The organism is Carboxydothermus hydrogenoformans Z-2901 (assembly GCF_000012865.1).
GTDB classification, from domain to species: Bacteria; Bacillota; Z-2901; order Carboxydothermales; family Carboxydothermaceae; genus Carboxydothermus; species Carboxydothermus hydrogenoformans.
In genome coordinates this window covers 1,628,649-1,654,588 of record NC_007503.1, presented here as the reverse complement: position 1 = coordinate 1,654,588, position 25,940 = coordinate 1,628,649, and the positions used below count along the sequence as shown (strand labels likewise).

General features: G+C 42.9%; 23 protein-coding genes. 21 read left to right on the top strand and 2 right to left on the bottom strand.

Going from position 1 to position 25,940, the window contains the following annotated elements:
• Positions 1-2: 2 nt before the first annotated feature.
• Positions 3-1,151 carry a PIG-L deacetylase family protein gene (locus tag CHY_RS08590; RefSeq protein WP_011344738.1) on the bottom strand — a complete coding sequence of 383 codons (1,149 nt, stop codon included), beginning with the start codon at positions 1,149-1,151 and terminating at the stop codon, positions 3-5.
• Between the two features lie 135 nt (positions 1,152-1,286).
• On the opposite strand from CHY_RS08590, the gene CHY_RS08585 reads away from it, so the two are divergent.
• The 18 genes from CHY_RS08585 to CHY_RS08500 all read left to right on the top strand — a co-directional run bounded on the left by CHY_RS08585 (position 1,287) and on the right by CHY_RS08500 (position 21,769).
• The gene (locus CHY_RS08585; RefSeq protein ID WP_011344737.1) at positions 1,287-1,859 is read left to right on the top strand and encodes a glycerol-3-phosphate responsive antiterminator; all 573 of its coding nucleotides are present in this window, start codon (positions 1,287-1,289) and stop codon (positions 1,857-1,859) included.
• A 347-nt stretch (positions 1,860-2,206) separates the two neighbouring features.
• On the top strand, positions 2,207-2,917 hold the full coding sequence (locus CHY_RS08580; RefSeq protein WP_011344734.1) for an MIP/aquaporin family protein: 711 nt from the start codon (positions 2,207-2,209) through the stop codon (positions 2,915-2,917).
• A 31-nt stretch (positions 2,918-2,948) separates the two neighbouring features.
• The gene (gene glpK, locus CHY_RS08575) at positions 2,949-4,451 is read left to right on the top strand and encodes a glycerol kinase GlpK (protein ID WP_011344733.1); all 1,503 of its coding nucleotides are present in this window, start codon (positions 2,949-2,951) and stop codon (positions 4,449-4,451) included.
• Between the two features lie 256 nt (positions 4,452-4,707).
• Positions 4,708-6,294: an anaerobic glycerol-3-phosphate dehydrogenase subunit GlpA gene (glpA, locus tag CHY_RS08570; RefSeq protein ID WP_011344732.1), complete on the top strand. Its 1,587-nt coding sequence runs from the start codon at positions 4,708-4,710 to the stop codon at positions 6,292-6,294.
• Complete coding sequence (locus CHY_RS08565) at positions 6,287-7,468, top strand: anaerobic glycerol-3-phosphate dehydrogenase subunit B (protein ID WP_011344731.1); 1,182 nt, start codon at positions 6,287-6,289, stop codon at positions 7,466-7,468. Before glpA ends, CHY_RS08565 begins: the two co-directional genes overlap by 8 nt.
• Entirely contained in the window at positions 7,461-8,678 is a 1,218-nt protein-coding gene (locus CHY_RS08560) for an anaerobic glycerol-3-phosphate dehydrogenase subunit C (protein ID WP_011344730.1), read from the top strand. Before CHY_RS08565 ends, CHY_RS08560 begins: the two co-directional genes overlap by 8 nt.
• Before the next feature lie 285 nt (positions 8,679-8,963).
• A complete protein-coding gene (locus CHY_RS08555; RefSeq protein ID WP_041537729.1) occupies positions 8,964-9,629 on the top strand; it encodes a Crp/Fnr family transcriptional regulator in 666 nt (221 codons plus the stop codon).
• Positions 9,630-9,787: 158 nt separating this feature from the next.
• Positions 9,788-10,594 carry an AAA family ATPase gene (locus CHY_RS08550; RefSeq protein WP_011344728.1) on the top strand — a complete coding sequence of 269 codons (807 nt, stop codon included), beginning with the start codon at positions 9,788-9,790 and terminating at the stop codon, positions 10,592-10,594.
• Between the two features lie 144 nt (positions 10,595-10,738).
• Entirely contained in the window at positions 10,739-14,563 is a 3,825-nt protein-coding gene (locus CHY_RS08545) for a proton-conducting transporter membrane subunit (RefSeq protein ID WP_011344726.1), read from the top strand.
• A gap of 2 nt (positions 14,564-14,565) precedes the next feature.
• The gene (locus CHY_RS08540; protein ID WP_011344725.1) at positions 14,566-15,531 is read left to right on the top strand and encodes a respiratory chain complex I subunit 1 family protein; all 966 of its coding nucleotides are present in this window, start codon (positions 14,566-14,568) and stop codon (positions 15,529-15,531) included.
• Positions 15,532-15,543: 12 nt separating this feature from the next.
• A complete protein-coding gene (locus CHY_RS08535; protein WP_011344724.1) occupies positions 15,544-15,975 on the top strand; it encodes an NADH-quinone oxidoreductase subunit B family protein in 432 nt (143 codons plus the stop codon).
• 13 nt (positions 15,976-15,988) lie between these two features.
• Positions 15,989-16,486 carry a 4Fe-4S dicluster domain-containing protein gene (locus tag CHY_RS08530; protein WP_011344723.1) on the top strand — a complete coding sequence of 166 codons (498 nt, stop codon included), beginning with the start codon at positions 15,989-15,991 and terminating at the stop codon, positions 16,484-16,486.
• A 17-nt stretch (positions 16,487-16,503) separates the two neighbouring features.
• Complete coding sequence (locus CHY_RS08525; RefSeq protein ID WP_011344722.1) at positions 16,504-17,046, top strand: NADH-quinone oxidoreductase subunit C; 543 nt, start codon at positions 16,504-16,506, stop codon at positions 17,044-17,046.
• Entirely contained in the window at positions 17,043-18,125 is a 1,083-nt protein-coding gene (locus CHY_RS08520; protein ID WP_011344721.1) for a nickel-dependent hydrogenase large subunit, read from the top strand. The genes CHY_RS08525 and CHY_RS08520 overlap by 4 nt, the downstream gene beginning before the upstream one ends.
• 21 nt (positions 18,126-18,146) lie before the next feature.
• Positions 18,147-18,491, top strand: coding sequence for a hydrogenase maturation nickel metallochaperone HypA (gene hypA, locus CHY_RS08515; RefSeq protein ID WP_011344720.1), 345 nt, complete (start codon positions 18,147-18,149; stop codon positions 18,489-18,491).
• Positions 18,492-18,606: 115 nt separating this feature from the next.
• A complete protein-coding gene (locus tag CHY_RS08510) occupies positions 18,607-19,170 on the top strand; it encodes a 4Fe-4S dicluster domain-containing protein (protein WP_011344719.1) in 564 nt (187 codons plus the stop codon).
• A gap of 26 nt (positions 19,171-19,196) precedes the next feature.
• A complete protein-coding gene (cooS, locus tag CHY_RS08505; protein WP_011344718.1) occupies positions 19,197-21,107 on the top strand; it encodes an anaerobic carbon-monoxide dehydrogenase catalytic subunit in 1,911 nt (636 codons plus the stop codon).
• 389 nt (positions 21,108-21,496) lie between these two features.
• The gene (locus tag CHY_RS08500) at positions 21,497-21,769 is read left to right on the top strand and encodes a DUF6922 domain-containing protein (protein ID WP_011344716.1); all 273 of its coding nucleotides are present in this window, start codon (positions 21,497-21,499) and stop codon (positions 21,767-21,769) included.
• 98 nt (positions 21,770-21,867) lie between these two features.
• Here the strand turns inward: CHY_RS08500 and CHY_RS08495 are convergent, their stop codons facing one another.
• Positions 21,868-22,491 carry a DedA family protein gene (locus tag CHY_RS08495; RefSeq protein ID WP_011344714.1) on the bottom strand — a complete coding sequence of 208 codons (624 nt, stop codon included), beginning with the start codon at positions 22,489-22,491 and terminating at the stop codon, positions 21,868-21,870.
• 100 nt (positions 22,492-22,591) lie between these two features.
• Between CHY_RS08495 and CHY_RS08490 the strand changes: the two genes are divergently transcribed.
• From CHY_RS08490 to hcp, 3 genes are all read left to right on the top strand, one after another.
• Positions 22,592-23,353 carry an epoxyqueuosine reductase gene (locus tag CHY_RS08490; protein ID WP_011344713.1) on the top strand — a complete coding sequence of 254 codons (762 nt, stop codon included), beginning with the start codon at positions 22,592-22,594 and terminating at the stop codon, positions 23,351-23,353.
• Positions 23,354-23,390: 37 nt separating this feature from the next.
• Positions 23,391-24,503, top strand: a complete 1,113-nt coding sequence (locus tag CHY_RS08485) for an aminopeptidase (protein ID WP_011344712.1) — start codon at positions 23,391-23,393, stop codon at positions 24,501-24,503.
• Positions 24,504-24,640: 137 nt separating this feature from the next.
• Complete coding sequence (hcp, locus tag CHY_RS08480; protein ID WP_011344710.1) at positions 24,641-25,933, top strand: hydroxylamine reductase; 1,293 nt, start codon at positions 24,641-24,643, stop codon at positions 25,931-25,933.
• Positions 25,934-25,940 lie beyond the last annotated feature (7 nt).

The following is a 25,940-nucleotide window of genomic DNA, read 5'->3' as shown; positions in this document are numbered from 1 at the left end:
TTTTAATAGTTAAAAGGTAAGGTTTTATTGCTTATTTTTTTCCCTTTAAAACTTTCTATGATAAATATACCATGACCCTCTAAAGGAAAAGTGAAGTTTTGCTCAGTGGCATTGACATTTTTTACAATCCTGAAGGTTTTCCCGGTTTGAAGATTATATCCGGATATCACAAGCTTATCCTGCTGGTTTTTAGCAAAGGATAGGAACACTTTATCTGCAAATACCTGAACATGTAAAATATTCGAGCCATGCTGCCAGCCAGTATTAGCTGTACTGCTTTCGGGAAGAAAAACTTCGTCTTCTTTGGCAAAAAGCTGCATAAAAGCTCCAATTACTTTGCGCTGGGACCGATATAAAGCCAGGGCTTGGGCTTTTTTAGCATGTTCAAAATCATTTAAAGAAATAACGGTGAACTTTAGTTTGTTTTCCGTTAGAACCCGGGGGAGCTTAAATTGCTTCCCGTAATTGGGCCAAAAGTAGCTGTGAACCAGGTAAGTATAAGTTTTTCCCTGATAACCTATTTTCCTTAACGCAACACTGGTGGCAAACCCCCCGAAGCTGTGGTCCGGATGGTTGTCTAAAACCGAGGGGAAAACAACTATATCCGGCTGTTCTTTTTTAACGATTTCTTCTAAGTTTTCAATTAAATTTTTTCCGGTAAAAGGCTGCCCGGGTTTATAGCTTTCTGGATAGCTCTGGGCATTAAAACCGGTGTCGGGAGAGGTAAAAGGCGTATCATAATATTGAAATAAGACGGTTTTTAGGTAACCATCGGGATAGGTTAGGTGGTAAATCCGGTCAATGTTTAAATATTTTTTTACCTCAAAAGATTCGTTTATGCGTAAACGGCCAAAATTAATATAATCAACGGTTTTAGGCTTAAGCACTTTATAATTTACTTCTACCGCTTGCGTAAAACCATCTCCGGCCGTCAGGTAAACAACCGCTATTTTGGCTCTTTTTTCTTTTGCTTGGGTAAGTAATCCTCCAGCGGCTAAAAGTTCGTCGTCGGGATGTGGAGCCACAATTAAAATTTTTTCCTGGGGTTTGACCTTTAAAATCGCATAGCTGAAATCTTTATTTAAAATAATGTTATATATAAGCCATAAGGTAAGAAAATTTACGGCAAAAAAGATAACTTTTTTTCGCATTTTTTCTCACCCTTAAATAAAAGATGAATTTTTGGCAGGTGAAGTTGCAAAGGTTAAAAAAAACTTTGGTTTTTTCTGCGAAAAGTAGTAAACTTTTATATGGTAGAATGATTCTTAAGGGAGGTAAAATTAAAAGTGCTAATAGACTTAATAAACCAGCAAAAGGTAATCCCCGCCTTAAGAAATCCTGAAGATTTTCGTGAAGTTTTAAATATTCCTTCGGTAAAAATAATGTTTTTACTGTTTGGGGATATTAACTCCCTGGGCGATTATTTAAAACATGCCAGAGCATCTGGGAAAAAGTTGATTGTCCACTTTGATTTAATTGAAGGATTGGGAAAAGATGAAGCAGCGGTCAAGTATTTGGTCAAAGCCGGGGTGGAAGGGATAATTACTACGAAAACTTCGATTGCCCGGCAGGCTAAAAAAGAAGGAATAGTTGCCATTCAAAGGCTTTTTATCATTGATTCGGAAGCGGTCAGAAGCGGTTTGAAGCAGCTTGCTGAATCAAAACCTCATGGAGTGGAAATCCTACCGGCTACCGTTCCTGCAAAAATCGTCAGGGAAATTAAAGAAACTTGCCGCCTTCCGGTGATTGGCGGAGGGCTAATTCAAGGGGAGGATGACTTAAAGGAAGCTCTTTCTAAAGGATTTTCTGCAATTAGTACCAATAAGACTGCCCTCTGGTTTTTAAATAATGTTTTATAATTGTGAAAAAAAGAACATTTTTAGAATTGTAAAAATATATTGACAAATTACTCTCCTTAGACTACACTTAATAGCAGATGAAGATTTGTGGCGGGAGAACAGGAGAGCCTTTTAAGTAAAGGGAGGTACCTTTTACTTAAAGGCTCTTTTTGTTTTGCCAATGTTAATGGATACTGTATGCGGGCTGGAGAAATGGAGAGCCCTCCAATTGGGTACAGGCTTACTGTATCCAGGGAGGGCTTTTCTATTTATTAAAGGAAGGGGGAGGGGATAAGAGAGAAGAGGGGGCTACTAACACAGTTTTTTAAAATACTTTTAAGCAAAAATTTCAGGAGGGAAGGAAAAACATGACAGCATTTATTGGTGAATTGATTGGTACTGCAATTATCATCTTATTTGGTGGCGGCGTTGTTGCAAACGTTGTTTTAAACAAGTCGAAAGGTCAAAATTCCGGCTGGATTGTTATAACTGCTGGCTGGGCCTTTGGGGTGGCTGTTGCGGTTTATGCTACTGGAAAGTTAAGCGGTGCCCATTTAAATCCGGCGGTAACCATTGCTTTAGCTTATCTTGGCCAGTTTCCCTGGGCTAAAGTTCCGATGTACATTGTCGCTCAAATATTGGGCGCATTTATTGGTGCTGTCCTTGTGTGGTTAGCATACCTTCCCCACTGGGCGGAAACCGATGATCCAGGAGCAAAATTAGGGGTATTTAGTACGGGCCCTGCTATTAGAAATTATGCTGCAAACCTTCTAACAGAGATTATTGGAACGACTGCTTTAGTTTTCGGGGTACTTGCTTTAGGCGTAAATAAAGAACCTGCTGCATCTGGTTTAGCTCCCCTTTTGGTAGGTATTTTGGTATGGGCATTAGGTTTATCCCTTGGTGGACCTACAGGCTATGCAATAAACCCTGCGCGGGATTTAGGCCCCAGAATTGCTCACGCAATCTTACCTATTCCTGGTAAAGGAAGTTCCGACTGGGCTTACTCCTGGGTACCGGTTATTGGTCCAATCATTGGCGGTTTAATTGGTGCTATTTTATATCAAATGGTATTTTAATCAAGTATAATACAAACCGGGAGGGAATTTTGTGACGAAAAAATATGTTTTGGCGTTAGACCAGGGAACCACCAGCTGCCGGGCAATCTTATTTGACCGGGACAGCAATATCGTGGGCGTAGCCCAAAAAGAGTTTACCCAGCATTATCCCAAGCCGGGCTGGGTGGAACATGATCCGGAAGAAATCTGGAGCACTCAGTACGGGGTTATTGCCGAGTTAATGGCCCGTTACAACGTAAACCCTGAAGAAATTGCGGCTATTGGTATTACCAACCAGCGGGAAACCACGGTAGTTTGGGATAGAAATACCGGAAAGCCTGTATATAATGCGATTGTTTGGCAGTGCCGGAGAACTGCAGGGATTTGCGATGAGTTAAAAGCAAAAGGTTTAGAAGAAAAGGTTCGTTATAAGACCGGTCTGGTTATTGATGCATATTTCTCGGGTACAAAGATTAAGTGGATTTTAGATAATGTCGAAGGTGCCCGGGAAAAAGCTGAAAGAGGCGAACTGTTATTTGGCACCATTGATACCTGGCTTGTCTGGAAATTAACCGGCGGAAAAGTCCATGTTACCGACTACTCCAATGCTTCCCGGACGATGATTTACAATATCCGGGAGCTTAAATGGGACGAAGAGCTTTTAGCGGAGCTTGGGATTCCGGCCTCCATGCTTCCGGAAGTAAAGCCTTCAAGTTACGTTTACGGAGAAACCGATCCTAACGTTTTCTTTGGTCATGCTATTCCGATTTCCGGTATTGCCGGAGACCAGCAGGCGGCCTTATTTGGTCAAACCTGCTTTGAACCGGGAATGGCTAAAAATACCTATGGTACCGGTTGCTTTATGCTGATGAACACCGGTGACAAAGTTTATGAATCGAAAAACGGTCTCTTAACCACCATTGCCTGGGGGATTGACGGTAAGGTAGAATATGCCCTGGAAGGAAGTATTTTTATTGCCGGTGCAGTTATCCAGTGGTTAAGAGATGGGCTAAAACTTATTGAAAGCGCAGCCGATTCGGAATATTTTGCTTCTAAAGTGCCCGATACCGGTGGGGTATACATCGTTCCTGCCTTTGCCGGACTTGGTGCTCCCTACTGGGATATGCGGGCGCGGGGTACGATTGTAGGCTTAACCCGGGGTACTAACAAATACCACCTTGTGAGAGCTGCATTAGAATCAATGGCCTATCAAACCCGGGATGTTTTATCAGCAATGGAAGCTGACTCGGGCATTAAACTTCAGGCTCTCAAAGTAGATGGTGGGGCTGTTGCCAACAACCTTTTAATGCAGTTCCAGGCCGATATCCTGGGTGTTCCGGTAGAACGACCGGTAAACATTGAAACTACTGCCATGGGTGCTGCTTATTTAGCAGGTTTGGCCGTTGGTTTCTGGGCTGATAAACAGGAGTTAGTGGCAAAATATAAAGTAAGCCGCCGTTTTGAACCGACTATGGATGAACAAACCAGGGAAAAACTCTACAAAGGCTGGCAGCGGGCAGTAACCCGTGCACGGGAATGGGAAGTAGAGGAGTAAAATAAAATAACCTGGCTGGAGACATTGAGCGCCGTATTGCCATCCCTCGGGATGGCTTTACGGCTTTTTTAATAGTGGTCAGTAGTTAGTGGTGGGTGGTCTGTATTAATTCTTTTACCTACCACTTACGACTTATCACTTCTACTGACTACTGACCACAGTTCCTGTAGGGCCGGCTCCTGCCGGCGGTTATTTTAGGCCGCAGGACCTGTCCCTAATTAAAAAAGCTTTAAATAGATTACAGGTGGGGATATGGATGCAGAAACTAAAAACAACGGTTTTAATCATCGGTGGAGGTACTACCGGCACTGGACTTTTAAGGGACTTAGCTTTAAGGGGTTTAGATGTTTTGTTAGTGGAACAAAAAGATATTGCTCACGGGGCAAGTTCGCGTTTTCACGGACTTCTGCACAGCGGAGCCCGGTATGCCGTCAAAGACCCAAATGCGGCCCGGGAGTGTATCGAAGAAAATTTAATTTTAAAGAAAATTGCTCCTACTTGTGTTGAAGAAACCGGAGGATACTTTATCGAATTAAATTCCGATGACCCTGCTTACACCGAAAAATGGCTTGATGGGTGTCGAACGGCGGGCATAGAAATCCGGGAAAGGGATCCAGAACTTATAAAAAGAAAATATCCCTTTTTAACAAAAGAAGTAAGGAGAGTTTTTGAAGTTCCCGATGGTACTGTTGACGGCTTTCGTCTGTGCTGGGCAAATGTCTGGCAGGCAGAAGAGTATGGCGGCAGATATTTAACCTATCACCAGTTGGTGGGTTTTGAAAAGCAACAAGGGCGGTTAACTGCAGCTAAACTTCGGTCGTCCCTTACCGGCGAGGAAGTTTTTGTAGAATTCGAAGTAGCGGTAAATGCTGCCGGTGCCTGGGCGGCGGAGGTAGCCAAGCTTGCCGGGGTAAAAGTGAATCTTTTACAAAATAAAGGTACCCTAATTGCTTTTAACCAGCGGATTTTTCAAGAAGTAGTTAACCGCTTGCGGCCACCCAGTGACGGAGATATCTGGGTACCACACCATACAATAACTATTTTGGGTACAACTTCGGTTAACGTGGATAACCCGGAAATGTTAAGACCGACTTCCGAAGAGATAACAAAGCTTTTAGATATTGGGAAGGAGCTAATTCCTGATGTTTTAGAACTAAGGATGTTGCGAGCTTTTGCGGGGATTCGGCCGTTATATTTAGGAGAAGAAAGCAATAGCCAGGACAGCCGGAGCATTTCCCGGGATTTTGTCATCATTGACCATGAAAGGAATGAAGGTTTAAAAGGGCTTATTAGTCTCGTAGGGGGCAAACTTACCACCTATCGGCTAATGGCCGAAAAAACCGGTGACTATATAGGAAAGCTTTTAGGGATTGATAGGAAGAGTAAGACTTCAGAAATTCCATTGACTCCAGCTCTTGCGGTGGAAGAGAAGAATAGAATTGCCCGGCGTTATACCGTACGAGCACCGAAAATTGAAGAAAGGTTAAAGGGTGTTACTGAAGAAAAGCAGGTGCTTTGCGAATGTGAAGGAGTAACGGTGGCGGAAGTTAAAGAAGTGGCCAGGTGGAAAGATACGCATAATTTAGAAGACTTACGGCGGAAAACCCGTCTGGGGATGGGCACCTGTCAGGGTTTAAACTGTGCCTACCGTGGGTTAGGGGTTGCTTTTACGGAGTTACTGGAAAAGCCTCAGGAGCCATTGGAACAGCTTAAAGATTTTCTTAAAAACCGCTATGCTGGACAAAAGCCTCTTCTCTGGGGTGAACAGCTGCGGGAAGCAGAGCTTTTAGCCGGTCTATACGGGTGTAATTTTAGTCTCTTTGGAGGTACGGACGATGTATGACTTAGTTGTAATCGGGGCTGGAATGAGCGGTTTAATGGCAGCCGGAGCGGGAGCCAGAAAGCAAAAAAAGGTTTTGGTTGTGGCTAAAGGTCAGGGGGTTTTAAGCTTGTCTTCCGGCTGTATCGATTTTAATCCCGAGCTTTTAGAAAGAGAAGAAGGCAGTCCTTATTTTAAAGTACAAGATGTGGTAGAGGAGAGCTTTAGCTTTTTTAAGGGCTTAGTCAAAAGGTGTGGATTAAATTATGTAGGTTCACCTTCTGAGCAGACCAGAATTTTAACGACCCTTGGAACGGTAAAGAACTCCTGCCTTGTTCCGGAAAGCATGTTTCTGGAAAATCCTGAAAGTTATGAGCGAATTATAGCGGTTGGCTTCAAGGGTTATTTCGATTTTTCTCCTAAAATGTTTCTTTATTACGCTAAAAAAAGCGGAATATTTCCCGGTTTAAAAGAAACCGAGGAAGTTTACTTTGAAACCGGCACCATAACCGTTAATACTACCTGGCTTGCCCAGGCCTTAGCCAGAGGGAACCTGAAGGAAAAGCTTATAGCTTTTTTAAAACCTTATGCCGGGCCGAAAACTTTAATGGTCTTTCCGGCAGTTTTGGGAGATTTACCGGAAGATAGGCTTTTTAAAGAGATGGAGGATGTACTGGGAGTAAGGGTAGTGGAGCTTTCCGGGGGACTACCGTCTTTTCCCGGTCAAAGGCTCAATAAAGCATTGGTTAGCACCTTAAAAGAAATGGGGGTAAATTTTCTCTTTAATGCTGAGGTAATAGGATATAAAAAAGATTTAAGGCAAGTAACTTCAATTAAAATTAAAGAATCTGGCGGACGGGTACGGGAGATTTCTGGTAAAGCTTTTGTGTTAGCGACCGGGTCTTTCTGGGGTAAAGGTTTGTGGGCTAATAAAGAGGAAATTTGTGAGCCCATCTTTCAGTCTAAAGTTTATCTTCCCCGGAACTTTGCCGAAGACTTTAACTTTTTAGCTTCTGGTATATATACCGATGAGTATTTGCGGCCAATTAAGGAATTAGAAAATCTTTATGCGGCGGGAAGTATTTTAGCAAACTCGAATTATTTAAAAAATAATTCCGGGCTGGGGTTGGCTTTAGCTTCCGGCTATAAAGCGGGGCTTTTAGCTTTGGGAGATAGGGAGGTGAGGAGAAATGCTTAAAGATATTTCTCTGGAAACTCTAAATCATTGTGCCAAATGTTCCACCTGTACCGCTAACTGTCCTGTAGCCAAGGTAAATCCTGATTTTCCCGGACCCAAAGCGGTTGGCCCCGATTGGCTCAGACTTTCTTTAAACGCTGAAACGAAAGTAGATTACCCCGAAGGAATAGAGTACTGTTCTAACTGCAAAAACTGTGAAATTGCCTGTCCCTCGGGAGTTCCGGTGGCGTCGTTAAACCAGCTTACCCGGGCGGAAAAATTAAAGAAAAAAGGACTTAGATTAAGGGAAAAACTTTTTGCCAATCCCCGTTTGCTTGGAAGGATTGCGGTAAATTTTGCCGGTTTGGTGAACTTCATTACGAAGATTAAAATCTTTCGCCTAATAGGCAAAACCCTTTTTGGAATATCCGCAAATATTTCTTTTCCGGCATACGCTCACAAGAGTTTTTCCCGCTGGTTTGGTCATTACCGGCAAAAAGTAAATAAACCGAAAAACAAGGTTGTATATTTTCCAGGCTGTTTTACCGAGTATAATAAACCGGAAGTTGGGGAAGCTCTGGTGAAAATTTTAAACCGCTTGAATTACGAGGTTATCGTTCCGGAGTTTAAATGTTGCGGTCAGCCGGCGATAGGAAATGGTAGACTTGATACTGCTCAAGAATTTGCTTATTTTAATTTAAGCCAGCTTAAAAAATATGTAAAGGATGGGATTCCCGTATTGTTTTCCTGTCCAAGCTGCCTTTTAACTTTTAAAGAAGAGTACGGAGGGTTACTTGGAATCGAAGAAGCCAGGGAGTTTGTGCCGTATTTCTATGAGGCCGGCGAGTTTTTAAGGGGACTTCAAGAAATTAACTATTTCCTGGAGGGTGAGCCGATAGAGGGCAAGTATGCTTATCATGAACCGTGCCATTTAAAAGCATCGGGAATAGGAACTCCGGGTTTGGAACTTTTAAACGAAGTGACGGAAAATAAAGTAGTGCCGTTGGATGCCGGGTGTTGCGGCCTTTCGGGAAGTTACGGCTTAAAGGCAGAAAAAGAGCCGGTAACCGAGGCTATTGGCCAAAATCTAAAAAAGGCTATAGACCGCCAGGCACCCGAGGCTCTTGTTACCGAGTGCGGAATGTGCGGAGTGCAGCTTAACAATGTAAGTGGCCTGCCGGTGTATCATCCGTTAGAGCTTTTAGCTGAAAAAATTACAAAAGAAAGCTAAACCTGCCTGAACGCGGCATGGCTGTGTAGAATTTAAGTAGGTGGAAGCAGGAAAAAGGGAAAGAGAAGAAGAAAAAGAGACCTCACCAGGCAGTACTTTGCGTTGAAGGAGGGTGAGGTCTCTTATGGCTTTTCCGCTTATTTGCACTGAGTTTTACTTTTCGAAATTTTAAGTTTACATAGCATTACATATAATTGCTATGCTTTGTAAGGCAAATTGAATCTGGTATAATGTCCGTAGAAGCCACCAGTAAATATTAGCAACAAAAGCTAAGGGGGCTGGACTATGGCCACCCAAATGAGATTAACCGACACTAACTTGTTGGAGGTCCTGAATTCGGAGGAATACTCTGGGGTCTTAAAAGAGTTTCGGGAACAGCGGTATTCAAAAAAGGCAATTCTCTATACACCGAATACCGAGAGAAACCTGGTGTTTTTAGTTAAGTCCGGGAGGGTAAGGGTTTATCTTGCCTATGAGGATAAGGAATTTACCTTAGCCATTTTGGAAGCAGGTGATATTTTCTGCACCCATACCAGGGCTTTTATCCAGGCAATGGAAGATACAACTATATTGTATACCGATATCCGTAACTTCCAAAATATTGTTGTCGAGTTCCCGGCATTTAGTTTAAATATGGTTAAAGTATTGGGGGATTTACTTAAAAACTCCCTTACCATAATTAATGGCTTGGTTTTTAAAGATGCTCGCTTGAGACTTGCAGAATTTTTAGTTCAAGCGGCAATGGATACAGGGTTAAAGGTACCGCAGGGAATAAAATTAGAGCTTGGTTTAAATACAGAAGAAATTGCTTTGATGTTAGGGACTACCCGTCAAACGGTTTCGGTTCTTCTCAATGATTTCAAAAAAATGGGGATTTTAGAAAGAGTGAATCAGCGAACGCTATTGCTTAAAGATTTACAAAAATTAAAGGAGTTTTCCTCAGGCGTTTAGTTAGGAAGCGAGACTAAAAATGAATGGCTGATTTTTTCTAAAACTGTCGGATAAACGACAGTTTTTTTTTTAACTCTTCGCTATAGTAAAATTAGCGTAAATTTTAGAACGTTTCAAAAGCTGTTCATTAAGGATATTACTTAAATGTCAGGGAGTGGATGCAGGTGTCTGAAAAGGGACTGAAAATTGCTGTTTCCGGTAAGGGTGGTGTAGGAAAAACAACACTGTCTGCATTGCTCAGTCATATTTTTGCCCGTGAGGGGAAAAGAGTACTGGCTGTGGATGCCGACCCTGATGCCAACTTGGGCACAGCTTTAGGATTTCCGACGGAGGTCTTAGAAAAATTGACGGCTATTTCCGAGGATAAAGAGCTTATCAAAGAGCGGACCGGTGCTGAACCGGGAACATCAGGTCAGTACTTTATCCTGAATCCGCGGGTTGATGATATTCCAGAAAAATATGTGGTAGAGCACGCCGGCATCCGGTTGATGCAAATGGGTAAAGTAGTCAGAGGTGGTTCGGGATGTGCCTGTCCGGAAAGTGTTTTACTTAAGCATCTTCTCCGTCACCTGGTTTTAAAGGCGGACGAAACCGTGATTGTTGATATGGAAGCGGGTTTGGAGCATTTAGGGCGCGGTACGGCTGAAGGGGTAGACGCTTTCATAGTTGTAGTTGAACCGGGTAAGCGGAGTTTTCAGACAGCAAGAGCGGTAGTAACATTGGCCAGAGATTTAGGGGTTACTAAGATTTTTGCAGTGGCTAACAAGGTGCGCCCAGGAGATGAGGAAATAATTCGAAAAGAACTGAACTTTTTACCGATTTTAGGTTTCATTCCTTACGATCCGACATTAATTTTAGCGGATTTATCAGGGGTAAGCGTATTTGAACAAGCTCCCGAAATCGTTGCCATAGGTCATAGTATTAAAGAGCGCTTATTGGAAGAAGTGAAAAGGCAGAATTGTTAGTTAAAAAGTGCAAGCCAGCGGTAAAAATTTTTAGGAGAAAGTTTTTTATCTTTTTGTAAATAGGGCGATTGAAGATTAGGAAAAGAAAGGGTTCCTTTCTTGTGAAAAAATGCACAATCACAATGCAGGGAGGAGGAAAGAAATGTGGATTTAGGTTTTTTAATTAATGGCCTCTCGCTGCAGGCCTTGTTTGGGGTAATGCTTCTTTTGGTTGGGGAACTGGTTGCCCTACTGCGGTGGAAAAACTTAATTCAATTTCTAATTATTTCAAGCATTGCGGAAATAGGTTTCGTACTTTTGGGATTGGGCACGGGTACCTATGTGGGGACTTCGGGAGCTCTCTTGCATTTGGAATATCAAATTGTAATGAGAGGATTAGTCTTTTTAGCTGCAGCGGCATTTATTTTTCGGGGTCATTCTGCAAGCGTGGAAAAGCTTCAAGGTATAGGTAGAAAAATGCCGGTTACGACAACCTTGTTTGGTTTTGGATTGTTTTCTGTGATGGGTTTATCTCCCTTTAAAGGTTCTATTAGTAAATTTTTAATTATTTATGCTGCTATTGAGAGTGGGCATTGGTTGTCAGCGGCAATAGCTACCTTTGGTAGTATCATTGAGGCAGTGTATTTCCTTCAGGTCTTTCAAATACTGTGCTTTGAAGATCCGGTCCAGGAAGGACCCGGTGCCGAAGAAGTCAGGGAAACTTCTCCGGGTTTAATGGCAGTTTTACTGGTTTTGGGCGTTCTTACCGCTTTAATGGGCTTAATTCCGGAACCTTTCATTCACGGTGCTGAACGTGCTGCTGCCGTATTGTTAGGGGGTACAGGCCCGGACCAATTGCCTGTCTTTGAATCTCCCTGGTCTTCCTTAGTTCTCGTTCCCTATGTGGGTGGATTTATCGTCTATCTTGCAGGCTGTTTTTCCCAGGCCTTACGTAATATCCTGGCGGTTGGTATTACCGGCACAACGGTTTATTTGACCTGGCTTGCCGGTAACTTTGATAGTTTATCTAAATTTTTCGCTTTGCTTATGGCTTTTATCGGTTTCTTGGTTACCCTTTACTCGGTGGGTTATTTTAAAGCTAAACCGTATGCAAACCGTTACTTCTTCTTTTTACTGTTAATGTTGGGTACTTTGCTCGGTTTAACCACCAGCAAGGAGCTGGGGAATTTTTATGTCTTCTGGGAATTAATGACCTGGACTTCTTACTTTTTGGTTATTCAAGAGCAAACTCAAAAAGCTCTGCGTGCCGGTTTTAAATATTTTATTATGTGTACCTCCGGAGCTTATATTATGCTTTTGGCAATTTTAACGTTGCATGTAAAACTTGGATCTTTAGATCTGACGACAATTTCTGCAAATTTACAGGTTTTATCTCCCGGTCTTATGTTAGTGGTTTTAGGAATGTTTATTATTGGCTTTGGGGTCAAAGCAGGCTTGGTGCCGCTGCATAGCTGGTTGCCGGATGCTCACCCGGTGGCGCCTTCGTCTATTTCAGCCCCAATGTCAGGGATTTTGACCAAAACCGGTATTTACGGACTTGTCCGCATCCTTTTTGTGGTTTTTGGGGTAAGTTTACTGACTAAAGTAGGTACTACCGGTCAATTTTCCACAATTGGGTTTATAATCTCCCTGCTTGGAGCGTTTACCCTTTTGTACGGCGAAATTATGGCCCTGCTACAGACCGATGTGAAGAAAATGCTGGCCTATTCAACGATGGCCCAGGTAGGGGAGATAGTAATTACTCTGGGAGTAGGGACTTATTTGAGTTTTATCGGTGCCCTTTACCATATCTTAAATCATGCTATTATGAAAAATCTGTTATTCCTGGCTGTTGGTGCTTTAATCTTGCGCGTAAAAAGTCAGGAGATTAATAAGCTTAAAGGTATCGGCCGAGTAATGCCGGTAACGTCTTTATGTTTTAGTATCGGGATCTTAGCCATAATGGGTTTGCCGCCCTTCAACGGGTTTATCAGTAAATTTTTAATGCTGTACGCTCTGGTCCAATCCGGTCATCTGGCACTGGCAGGTTTAATCCTTTTAGGCAGTATCCTTGGTGGTTTTTATTACCTGAAAGTGGTTAGAATTATTTTCTTTGAAAAGTATGAGGGGCCGGCCCGGCAGGAAGCCCCGATTACCATGTTGATACCAATTGTGATTTTAACGGGTTTGTCCATTTTTAATGGCGTATATCCGCAAGCGGGTCTGGCTTTAATTAAGCCGGTTGCCGATTTAATTGCGGCTAACGGACATATGGCCGTAACGGCTATTCCTAAAATTACCATCTCCTGGCCAATAGTTACGCTAATTCCGATGGTGGGGGCTCTCTTTGCTTACTTTTTCGGAAGACGTTCGGTTAAAGTTAGCGGTTGGTTAGCAGTTGCAACTATGGTAGCAACGCTTGCCACAGTTTTTGCGGCATCCACTGGCCTGGACATATTTTCCCGGAGTTTTGCTTTCCTCATCGCCTTTATTGGTGTTTTAAATTTACTTTATTCCCTGGGATATATGGAACATGAACATGCCCAAAATCGCTTTTACCTGTTCTTTACCTTAATGATTGGCGGCCTTTTGGGTGTAGCGGTAAGTAAGGATCTCTTCAATTTCTTCGCTTTCTGGGAAATCATGAGCAGCTGGACATTGTACTTTGTGATTATTCATGAGGAAACCAGCGAGGCATTGCGGGAAGGGTTCAAGTACTTCATCTTTAATTACGTTGGAGCCAATTTGCTGCTTCTGGGACTACTTGTATTAACAGTTAACGCCGGCACCTTTGAAATGAGTGAGCTGGCCGGGCGGTTAAGTGCCCTGCCCACAGGTCTGGTGGCTCTTGGCTTAATCTTAATGTTGATTGGTTTTGCCATGAAAGCTGCGATGTTACCTTTCCGCATCGATTATCAGATGCATCCTCCTACCGCCCCAACACCGGTGAGCGGTTATATTTCTTCGGTGCTTTTAAAAAGTGCGCCTTTTGGGATGGTTAAGTTATTTTATGTATTTGGAGGCGTTGCTCTTTTAAGCAAGCTGGGCCAGCTTGGAGATATGCCAAGCCTCATGTACATCCTTGCCTGGGTGAGCGGCTTAACGATTTTAATGGCTGCGGCATTGGCTTTGCTGCAAAGTGGTATGAAACGCCTGCTTATTTATCATACGGTAAGTCAGATGGGTTATATCATCTTGGGAATAAGCCTGGGCTCTTCTTTAGGTCTGGCCGGAGGATTATTGCATTTAGTTAACCATATGCTGTTTAAGAACCTGCTTTTCTTGGTTGCCGGTGCCATTATGGTGAAAACCGGTATAGGGGATCTGGACAGGTTAGGAGGAATAGGCCGAAAAATGCCGGTAACTCTCAGTGTCTTTGCGATTGGGACATTCTCTATTGCCGGTATTCCGCCTTTTAATGGTTTTACATCTAAATGGCTAATCTATGAAGCGTCCATGGAGAAGGGATATGTATTTTTAGCGTTATTATCTTTGTTAGCAAGTGTTTTGACCCTGGCTTCGTTCCTTAAATTTTTACATTCTGCCTTTTTTGGACAAATACCTAAGGAATTGGAGAACGTAACTGAAGCACCCTGGACAATGCAAATTCCTATGGTGATTTTAGCTGTTTTATGTATGGTATTTGGGATTTTCCCGGGGATACCACTTGCTACTATTGCTGCCATCGAAAGGTCGTTGGGGCTGACACCGGTTTCAGTTACCCTTTTCGGGATTGATTCCGGCCTTGGTACCTGGAATGCCGGAATTATTGCGGTGTTTATGGTAATTGCCTTTATTGTTGGCCTTAGTATTTATTTTGTGGGCAATGGGAAAATCCGCTATACCAAAATCTATACCTGCGGGGTAACTACTTTAACTCCCGAAGAGGTACATGTTAATTCGCATAATCTCTATGAGTCTCCCAAAGGGTTAATTAAGGGATGGATTAAGTTTTTACACCGGGTTGCCGGTTTGGGTAAGGGGGTGTGATTGTGACGGATATCGGTCATTTAATTTTTAATTTCCTGCTCTTTCCCGGTGGCCTGTTTGCTTTAGTCCTTGGTTTGCTTCTGATGGGAATTGACCGCAAAATTGTTGCCCGCGCCCAGAGACGGGTGGGGCCACCTCTTTACCAGCCCTTTATTGACCTGGCCAAATTAACCCTGAAGGAGGTGGTTGTGCCCGAGACGGCACACCTGCCGGCTTTCAGGTTAGCGCCGTTGTTAGGGTTTGCTGGGATGCTGGTAGCAGTAACCCTGATCCCTGTTGCGGGGGTTTATCCAGGTTTGAACTTTGCGGGAGATTTGCTGGTTTTACTTTATTTGTTGTCCTTGCCGGCTATTGCCTTGATAGTCGGAGGTTCGGCCTCCAGTTCACCCTTTGGGGCTATAGGTTCCTCGCGGGAAATGGTCATGATGATGGCTTATGAGTTGCCGTTACTGATAGTCCTGGTGACCGTTGCTTTAAAGGTTGGATTAGCAACCGGCGGTATTGCCACCTTTTCTTTAAGTAAAATTGTCCAGTACCAAGTGGAAAACGGAGCTTTACTGTTTGATTACACCATGTTACCGGCTCTTTTAGCTTTTCTGGTTTTTATCCCCGGTACTATAGGAGTTGTTCCTTTTGATATTCCAGAGGCGGAAACGGAAATTGTTGAAGGCCCTATTCTGGAATATTCCGGGAGTTGGCTGGCTTTATTTAAGCTAACCAACGCCCTAAAAATGGTAGTGGTACTGGGTTTAGGTATAGCGCTCTTTTTTCCAACCCCTCTGAGTGAAAACCTTTTGCTTAACCTGGTGTGGTTTTTGTTAAAATGTTTAATCTTATTGTTTATTTCTATTACAATTATTCGCTCCAGTACGGGAAGAGTACGGATAGATCAGGCCTTTAAATTTTATCTCAAGTATCCCACAGTACTGGCATTAATCAGCTTGATTTTAACGTTAGTAAAAGGGTAGGGGGGTGTCCGGATGAAAAAGATTCTGCAAAAAATTGCGAAAAAATCACCCTGGTTATACCGCATTAATGCGGGATCCTGTAATGGCTGTGACGTGGAGCTGGCAACCACAGCCTGTATCCCTCGTTATGACGTGGAACGCTTGGGTTGTAAATATTGTGGTAGCCCAAAACATGCGGATATAGTTTTAATTACTGGGCCTCTTACTGCCCGGGTTAAGGAAAAGGTTTTGCGCCTTTACGAGGAAATTCCTGAGCCAAAAGTGACGGTAGCCATTGGAGTATGTCCCATATCTGGAGGGGTATTTAGAGATAGTTATGCCATTACCGGCCCTATTGATAACTTTATTCCGGTAGATGTCAATGTACCGGGCTGTCCTCCCAGACCCCAGGCGATTATTGACGGGATTATCGAAGCTATCAAAATTTGGGAAACCAGGTTGTAAAGGGGAGTTACCCATGTCTTCGTTTTTAAAAATCGCCCTGCGTAATTTATTCAAGAGTCCAACAACCGACCCATATCCCTTTGGGGAAACCTTTGTTCCGAAGGGACTGCGGGGAAAGGCCAAATATAATGCCGGGGCTTGTATTGCCTGCAGGATGTGTGAGCATGTGTGTGCCGGAGGAGCCATTCAAATCCGGGAAGTGGCTGATAAAAGTGGCCTTGAGTTCATCCTGTGGCATAATACCTGTACCTTCTGTGGCCTTTGCGAATATTACTGCCCTACCAAAGCAATTCGTTTAACGGAAGATTATCATACCGCTCACCGGCAAGAGGATAAATACAGATATGTGGAAAAAGGATTCATAAAATATGTAAATTGTGCCGGATGTGGTACACCTATGGTACCAATTTCTCCTGAATTATTGCAGCGAGCTTATGAGAACGTAAACAAGGAAATTGAAATATTGAGGCATTTATGCCCTAAATGCCGCCAAAAACGAGCTCTCCGCTGAGGAAGGGAGGTAAGAAGATGGTACGGAATATTCAGGAGGAATTTACAGAAAAACTGACCCGGGCGTTGGGGGCAGAATTTTCTTTGCGTTGGGAGAGAGATTCTAAAGGAGTTGTTACTGGTTGGTGCAGGCTCCACGACCACCGCCATATTACCACTGTGGCTTTGATAGTGGCAAGTTTGGGAGGTCGGGTAATTACTATCACAGCTTATAAAACGAAAGATGACCAACAAAGGGATAGCCATGAGATTGCTTACCATTTTGACCTGGATGGCTGTACCTGTACGGTTACCATTGAAGTACCCGGAGATAGTGGTAAAGTTAATTCCATAACCCCGATTTTAAAAAGTGCCGATTGGACGGAACGCGAATTACAAGAATTATATGGTATTAAAGTAGTCGGCCATCCCAATCCAAAGAGATTATTCCTCGATGATACTATTGATGAGGGAATAATGAATGACTTTATCCCTTTATCAATTGCTATGCAGGGAGCTACCAGTAAAACTTTGTGGGAAAAGGTCTTAGCGGCTACTTCCCAGGAGGGAGAGGTTAAATGAGCACTTATACAATCCCCGTAGGTCCGCTACATGTGGCCCTGGAAGAGCCGATGTATTTCCGGGTTGAGGTAGAGGGAGAGACTATTGTAGGTCTGGAGTTAACGGCAGGGCATGTGCACCGGGGTATCGAGTATCTGGCAATGAAACGTAATATATATCAAAATTTAACTTTGCTTGAAAGGGTTTGTTCTTTGTGCTCCAATAACCATCCCTTTACCTACTGCATGGCCCTGGAGAAAATTGCCGGTATTCAAATTCCGGAAAGGGCCGAATATTTACGGGTTATAGCAGATGAAATAAAAAGGATAGCTTCCCATTTGTTTAATATTGCTATGATGGCTCATATCATTGGCTTTGACTCATTATTCATGCATGTTATGGAGTTACGGGAGATAGTCCAGGATATAAAAGAGACTATTTACGGGAATCGAATGGACCTGGCTGCTAACTGTATTGGCGGCGTAAGATATGACCTGTCGGAGGAAAAGATTAAATATCTGGCGAGACAGTTAGACAACCTGAAGAAGCCTTTAGAAGAAATTACCCGTATTTATATGAACAATAAATTTGTTCGGGCTCGGACTGAAGGAGTAGGGATATTACCTAAAGATGAAGCTCTCCGCTATGGGGTGGTTGGGCCTGTAGCCCGGGGGTCAGGTATAAATAATGATGTTCGGGTAAAGAGCCCGTATGCTGCTTACGACAAGCTCAAGGTTAATGTTCAGTTAGAAACTGGTTGTGATGTTAAAGCAAGAGCCCTGGTTAGGTTGAGAGAAATTCAGGAAGCTATCAATATTGTTCAACATTGTCTAAAAGAGCTTCCGGACGGTCCAACGTGTATAGACTATTTGCCGGAAATTCCCGCAGGAGAGGCGGTAGCCAGGTCCGAGGCTCCGCGGGGAGAATTGATTTATTATCTGCGCACCAACGGTTCAGATATTCCGGAACGCATTAAGTGGCGGGTACCAACTTATATGAACTGGGAAGCGCTTAAGGTTATGATGCCGGGTAATAAAGTGGCTGACATTCCCCTCATTATTAATAGTATTGATCCCTGTATTTCCTGCACCGAAAGATAATATAAAAAAGGATGCGGTACCATGCATGAAATGGCTATAGTGGATAGTCTTTTTCAGATTATCGATGCCAAAGTAAAAGAGCATCAAATAAAAAAAATTTTAAAAGTAAAGCTTAAGGTTGGCGAGATGACAGTGGTGGAACCTATGACCTTAACTGCGTGTTTTAAAGTTTATGCGCAAAATACCGTTGCCGAGGGTGCGGAGTTGGTTATCGAGCGAGTTCCACTGATGGGAAAATGTCGGGAGTGTAACCATGTGTTTGGGATTTCCAATTTCAATTTTCAATGCCCGCAGTGTGAAAACAGGGCTGTGGACATTGTGGCCGGTAGGGAACTTTATATTGAAAATTTAGAAGTAGAAATGTAGTATCTTTCAAAAAGTCCGCGGGCCCTGTATTTTGCGGGATTCCTTGTTAGCTTTATTGCGTAAAAAGTTTTGTCTATTTCAAATTAATATACATTAATGAAAGGAGTTGAACCATATGGCAACAGCTAACGAGAATTACTTTATTTACGCCGACCCTCGAAAGTGTTTGGGATGTAAAAATTGTGAGATAGCCTGTGCTTTGGCCCATGCCAATTGTGACTTGACTACGGCTGTAACCAGGGGGTTGAAATTAAAGCCAAGGAATTCGGTGGTTCAGGTCGGTGGTATGGTAATGCCTATTCAATGTAGACAATGTGAGGATGCTCCTTGTGCCCATGCCTGTCCGACCGGAGCAATTTACCAGGAAGATAAGTTTGTTAGAATCAATGAGGGTAATTGTATTGGCTGTAAAGTTTGTACCATGGTTTGTCCTTTTGGAGCAATTATTATAGCACAAGAGGAAAAGGATGAAGGTAATCGTAGAACCAAAAATGGTAAGGCCAGAAAATGTGATCTTTGCTACAGCAGAAAGCAGGACAACAAGGAAGTTTCCTGTGCCTGCGTTGAAGCTTGTCCCACCAAGGCGATAATGCTGGTGGATTACGAAAGCTATCGTAAGAAACTTATTGAGGAAAGAGGTAAAGAACTTGTTAGGGCTTATTCCGTAATTAAAGCTTAACTCGGAAAGATGCGGGGAGTGATTTGATGAGTAATTGGAAAAATTCCGTAGATCCTGCGGTCGATTATTTGTTACCTATAGCCAAAAAAGCGGGAATTGAAACTGCTTGGGACCGTTATGAAGCAATGCAGCCTCAATGTGGTTTCGGAGAACTGGGCGTCTGCTGCCGCATTTGTTGGAAGGGACCTTGTCGTATCGATCCATTTGGCAATGGACCCCAGAGAGGGGTTTGTGGGGCTGATGCCCATACCATTGTTGCGCGAAATTTGATTAGAATGATTGCTGCCGGTGCTGCTGCTCATTCCGAACACGGCCGGCACATAGCTTTGACTTTATTAGAAGTTGGCGAAGGACATGCACCTGCGTACCGGATTAAAGACGAGCAAAAGTTAAGAAAGATAGCGGAAAAATTAAACCTGGCACCGGCAGGCAAAGATATAAGACAAGTAGCTAAAGAAGTGGCTTTAGCTTCCCTGGATGATTATTCACGGCAAAAGCGTAACGTACCCTGTAACTGGGCCAAAGAAACCTTGACCGCTGAGCGGGTGGACAAATTAGCAGAACTGGGGGTTATGCCCCATAATATCGATGCAGTTATCACCGAGATTATGGGCCGGACTCATGTGGGTTGTGATGCCGATGCTGTCAACCTTTTGCTCGGCGGAATAAAGGGAGCACTGGCTGATTATACCGGTATGTGTTTGTCAACCGAGTTGTCTGATGTCATATTTGGTACCCCTAAACCGGTAATTACTCAAGCCAACCTTGGGGTGCTGAAGGAAGATGCTGTCAACATCGCAGTTCACGGTCACAACCCTTTACTTAGTGAAATTATTTGTGATGTCGCTTTAAAAATGAATGAAGAAGCAAAGAAAGCCGGGGCCAAAGAAGGTATTAACGTAGTGGGTATTTGCTGTACCGGTAATGAGGTGATGATGCGGCGCGGGATTCCTTTAGCTACGAACTATCTGTCTCAGGAAATGGCCATCATTACCGGTGCGTTAGATGCTATGGTCGTAGATGTGCAGTGCATTATGCCTGCTCTTACCAGCGTGGCTGAGTGTTTCCATACTGAAATAATTACCACTATGGCTGAAAATAAAATCACCGGCGCAACTCACATCGAGTTTCGGGAAGACTCGGCCGTAGAAAGCGCTAAGAAAATCGTAGAAGTGGCAATTGAGGCCTTTAAAAAACGGGATAAACGAAAAGTTAACATTCCTGACTGCAAGCAAACAGCCATTACCGGGTTCAGTGCCGAGGCAATCATGGCGGTTTTAAGCAAGTTAAATGCTAATGACCCGTTAAAACCCTTAATTGACAATATTATTAACGGCAACATTCAGGGCATTGCCTTATTTGCCGGTTGTAACAATCCTAAGGCAATTCACGACAATAGCTTTATAACCATTGCTAAAGAGCTGGCTAAAAATAACGTCTTGATGCTGGCAACCGGTTGTGGAGCCGGGGCTTTTGCGAAAAATGGTCTAATGACCCAGGAGGCAACCGAGGCTTATGCCGGTGAATCCTTAAAGGCAGTATTAACTGCCTTAGGAAAGGCAGCCGGGCTTAATGGACCTCTACCTTTAGTATTGCACATGGGTTCTTGTGTTGATAATAGCAGGGCAGTTAATGTCGCAGTGGCCATAGCTAACAAATTAGGAGTTGATTTAGACAAACTACCTCTTGTTGCTTCTGCTCCTGAGTTTATGTCGGAGAAGGCAGTAGCCATTGGGACCTGGGCAGTAACTTTAGGAATACCAACCCATATTGGAATTGTACCGCAAATTATGGGTTCCTCTGTAGTTGTTGAGTTTTTAACTGAAAAAGCGAAAGATTTGCTGGGCGGTTATTTTATTGTTGAAACCAATCCGGAACTGGCTGCTGCTAAACTGGTTGCAGTTATTAAGGAAAGACGCAGGGGGTTGGGGATTTAAATCTTGCTAAAGGAGCAGGATTAGGGCTAAATGGTGCTTTTATCTCCAATCCTGCTCTCTAACCCCCTTTTTAAGCTACCCTCGCAGTTATCGACAAGGTGTCCTTAACACAAACTTATGAAAAATGAGCATTTTTATTCGAGTAGATGTGCAAATTGTAGCTTACTCACCTTCCAGATGAATTTTTTTGGCTTCATCCAAAGGCAAAATATTCTTTGGTTGTGCAATCCTAAAAACACGCAGTAGTTTTGTAAGCAATATCTGTTGGCCGCAGTTTAATCAAATTCTTCTGGCCGTATATTTCAAGAAAGTTAAAACCTGCCTGAACGCGGCAGGTTTTTGATTTTCTTATTTAGTAAAATTATGGTAAAATGTAATCGGGTGATAAGATGAAAAAAACAATACCTGAGCGCTTTAAAATATATTTCTGGGATGTAAATATAGATGAAATTGATTTGGAAAAACATAAGCGATTTGTCATCGAGCGGATTTTAAATTACGGAGATCATCAGGCGCTTTTTTGGTTAAAGGAAAATTATGATGAAACTATGATAAAAGAAGCAGTTAAAAAAAGTCGCAATCTTACCCGCAAAACTGCTCGTTTCTGGCAGGCATATTTTAACCTGTCTGAGGAGGAAATGCGGTGTTTTACGAAGTTTTAAATGAAAAGCAATTAAAGGTTTTAGAAAAGATTTCTTACCAAATGCCCATTCAAGGCGGAGGAAATAGCCCTGGCGATAGACCTTTGCCCTTCCGGACGCTACTTTCCTTTTTTTATAAATGATATTAATCCGGGAAGGATTGAGATTAAAATTATAGCTATCACTACAAGTGAAAAATTATCTTTAATTACGGGAATATTACCGAAGTAATATCCTGCTAAGGTTAAGAGGAACACCCAGAGAAAAGCTCCAATTAGGTTGTAGAGACTGAACTTAAAAAAATTCATCCGGCCAATACCTGCGACAAAAGGAGCAAAGGTACGAACTATAGGGACAAAACGGGCCAGAACAATGGTCACTGGTCCATATTTTTCGTAAAACCTCTGGGTTTTTAGTAAGTGCTCTTGTTTTATAAACTTAAGATTTTTTTTATTCAGAACGGCATTACTAAAGAACCTGGCGATAAAATAGTTTGAAGTATTACCAAGCACTGCGGCAAAAATGAAAATTAACATTACCAGGTAAATATTTAAACTTCCCAGTGCAGATAAAGCTCCTGCTGCAAAAAGGAGCGAATCGCCGGGAAGAAAAGGAGTTACCACAAGCCCGGTTTCCAGAAAAACGATAAGAAATAAAATAAAATAGGTTTCGGTGCCAAACCGCTGAAGCAGAAGGTCTAAATTTTTATCAAGATGTAAAATTAAATCCCAGATTGCTCCCATAATTATCTCCTTTGATTTGAGATGAGTTTTATGTTTTTATTTTAATTTATTTTACTTAAATAAAAAAGATGTTAAAATACCAAAAAAAAGGGGGGATAATTTGCAACAGTTAATTGAGAAGATTGTTTTTGAACAGGTGGAGTTAGAAGAGGAAAGTTCATTTTATTACCGTAAGCCGCTAATTGGTTATGCCGAAGCTCAAAATCCCCTTTTTTTGAAATTAAAAGAGGTGGCCAATCCGGCTCATTTGCTGCCTGATGAGCTATTGCCCGGGGCTAAAACGGTAGTTGCCATTTTCTTGCCGTATACCCGGGAAATTATCGAAAGTAACAAAAATGGCATTTATCCATCGGAGCTTTGGGCCAAAGCTTATATTAAAACTAATCGCCTCCTTTGGAAAATAATCCAGAAAATAAAGGAAGAATTAAAAAATTACGGCTTTAAAGCTGAAGGACTCATGCCAACCTACCAGTTTGATAAAAAAGTTTTAAAAGCCGTCTGGTCGCATAAACATGTAGCCTACATTGCTGGTCTTGGCACTTTTGGGATGAACAACCTTTTAATTACTTCCCTGGGTAGTGGCGGCCGCTTTGGGTCTTTTGTCACCGATGCCGAAATTACACCAACTCCTGCTATTGAACCTTATCTTCAGTGCTGGCGTTCTAAGGGCTGTACCTACTGCCGGGACATTTGCCCGGTAAAGGCGTTAAAAGATGATAATAATGCTTTTGACCGGCAGAAATGCTACGCCTGGTGCGTTAAATGCGGGGAAGCTTTTTCCGATGCCAATCCGGTAGAAATTTGCGGAATGTGTGCAACGGGTCCCTGTGCTTTTATTGATGCTAAAACGAAAAAGGAATAAGATATAAAGAGACGAAAAGAAGAAAGGAGGTTTTTTCTTGGATCCACGCTTTATAAAACTTGCCCAGAATTTAATTCACTATTCTACAGCCCTTAAACCCGGTGAGAAAATTTTAATTGAAAACATAGGTCCAGAACTTCCCCTGACCAAAGCTTTAATTCGCGAGGCTTATAAGGTTGGGGCAAAACCTTTTGTCCTTTTAAAAAACCAGGAAATTTTGCGGGAAATTCTTTTAGAAGCCGATGAGGAAGTTATCAAGATTAATCGGGAAATGGAAAAATCGCTAATGGAACAAATGGATGCCTACATTGGAATTCGGGCCGGAGACAATATCGCCGAGCTTTCCGATGTCCCCGAGGAAAAAATTCAGGCTTATCAACGGGACTGGTGGCATCCGGTCCACGGGGAAGTTAGGGTACCCAAAACTAAATGGGTGGTACTGCGTTATCCCAATGCTTCTATGGCCCAGCTTGCTGGAATGAGCAATGAGGCGTTTACCGACTTTTATTTTAATGTTTGCAACCTTGACTACAGCAAAATGTCCAAAGCGATGGATGCTTTAATTGACTTAATGAACAAAACGGATAAGGTGCGAATAACCGGTCCGGGCACTGACATAACTTTTTCGATAAAAGGCATTCCGGCGGTGAAATGCGACGGCCATCGCAACATTCCCGATGGTGAAGTTTACACTGCTCCGGTGAAAGAGTCGGTAAATGGAGTTATTACTTACAATACCCCTTCGGTATACCAGGGCTATACCTTTGAAAATGTGCGCTTTGTGGTAAAAGATGGCAGGATAGTTGAAGCCACGGCCAACAATACCGAAAAGCTGAACAAAATTTTAGATACCGATGCCGGAGCAAGATATTTCGGGGAATTTGCGATAGGGGTAAATCCTTACATAACTAAGCCGATGAAAGATACGTTGTTTGATGAAAAAATTATGGGGAGCATCCACTTTACTCCCGGTTCCAGTTACGATGAAGCTTTTAACGGCAACAAATCGGCGGTGCACTGGGACCTTGTTTTAATTCAAACTCCGGAATACGGTGGCGGTGAGATTTATTTTGATGGTGTGTTGATTAGAAAAGATGGAGTATTTGTTTTACCGGAACTTGAAGGACTGAACCCGGAAAACTTGAAGTGAAATATCCGAGTAATCCACTTAATTTAATAAATTTCATGACAAAACTGTGACGAATTTAACAGAATTGCCCCTCCTTTATCTTTAAAATTTAAAGTAGCCGGTGGGCGAAAAACTATTTTCACAGGAGGGGTTTATTGATGTTTTGTTACCAGTGCGAGCAAACTGCTCAAGGGAAAGGCTGTGTTGGGCCTGTTGGAGTTTGCGGGAAAAATGAAGATCTTGCCGCACTTCAGGACTTACTTATCTTTGGCTTAAAAGGTATTGCTGCTTATGCTTACCATGCGCGGGAGTTGGGAGCTCATGATCCGGAAGTAGATGCCTTTATGCATGAAGCTCTCTTTACTACCCTGACCAACGTAGATTTTGACCTTGACCACCATCTGCAAATGGTGTTAAAAGCCGGGGAAATGAACCTTAAAATTATGGAGCTTCTGGATAAAGCTCATACAGAAAAGTTTGGCAACCCTGTGCCGACAAAAGTTTACACGGGGATTAAAAAAGGTCCGGCTATTCTGGTTACCGGGCACGACCTTTTAGATTTGTATGAGCTTTTAAAGCAAACCGAAGGTACCGGAATTAATGTTTACACCCATGGGGAGATGCTCCCGGCCCATGCTTATCCCGAGTTAAAGAAATTCCCCCACTTGGTAGGTAATTATGGTACCGCCTGGCAGAACCAGAAGAAAGAGTTTGAAGAATTCCCGGGAGTAATTCTCGCAACCACCAACTGCGTTTTAATTCCCAAGGATTCTTATAAGGACCGGATGTTTACCTGCGGGGTAGCTCATCTGCCCGGAGTAAAACATATCGCCAATCGCGACTTCTCCGAGGTTATTAAGAAGGCTTTAGAACTTCCCCCGGCTGAAGAGAAAGAAGGAGGTTACATTACTACCGGTTTCCACCACACCGCAGTATTAAGCTTGGCCGATACGATAATTGAAGGGGTTAAGTCCGGCAAGATCAAGCACTTCTTCTTAATTGGCGGTTGCGACGGAGCTAAGACCACCCGGAACTACTACAACGAAATTGCCGATAAAGTACCCAAAGACTCCATTATCCTGACCTTGGCTTGCGGTAAATATCGTTTCATCCACAAGGACTTTGGTGAAATCGAAGGTACCGGTATTCCGCGGCTCCTCGATATCGGGCAGTGCAACAACTCCTACTCGGCAGTAAAAATTGCCTTAGCCTTAGCCGAAGCCTTCAAGGTTGGAGTAAACGACCTGCCGCTTAGCCTGATTCTATCCTGGTTTGAACAAAAGGCTGTGGCAATTCTCTTATCACTCCTCTACCTTGGAGTCAAGAATATTCGTATTGGCCCGACTGCTCCTGCTTTCCTAACACCTAATTTACTGGCCATCTTAAACGAAAAGTTTGGATTAAAGCTTATCACTACTCCCGACGAAGACTTAAAAGCTATCCTTGGCTAAGAGAAAA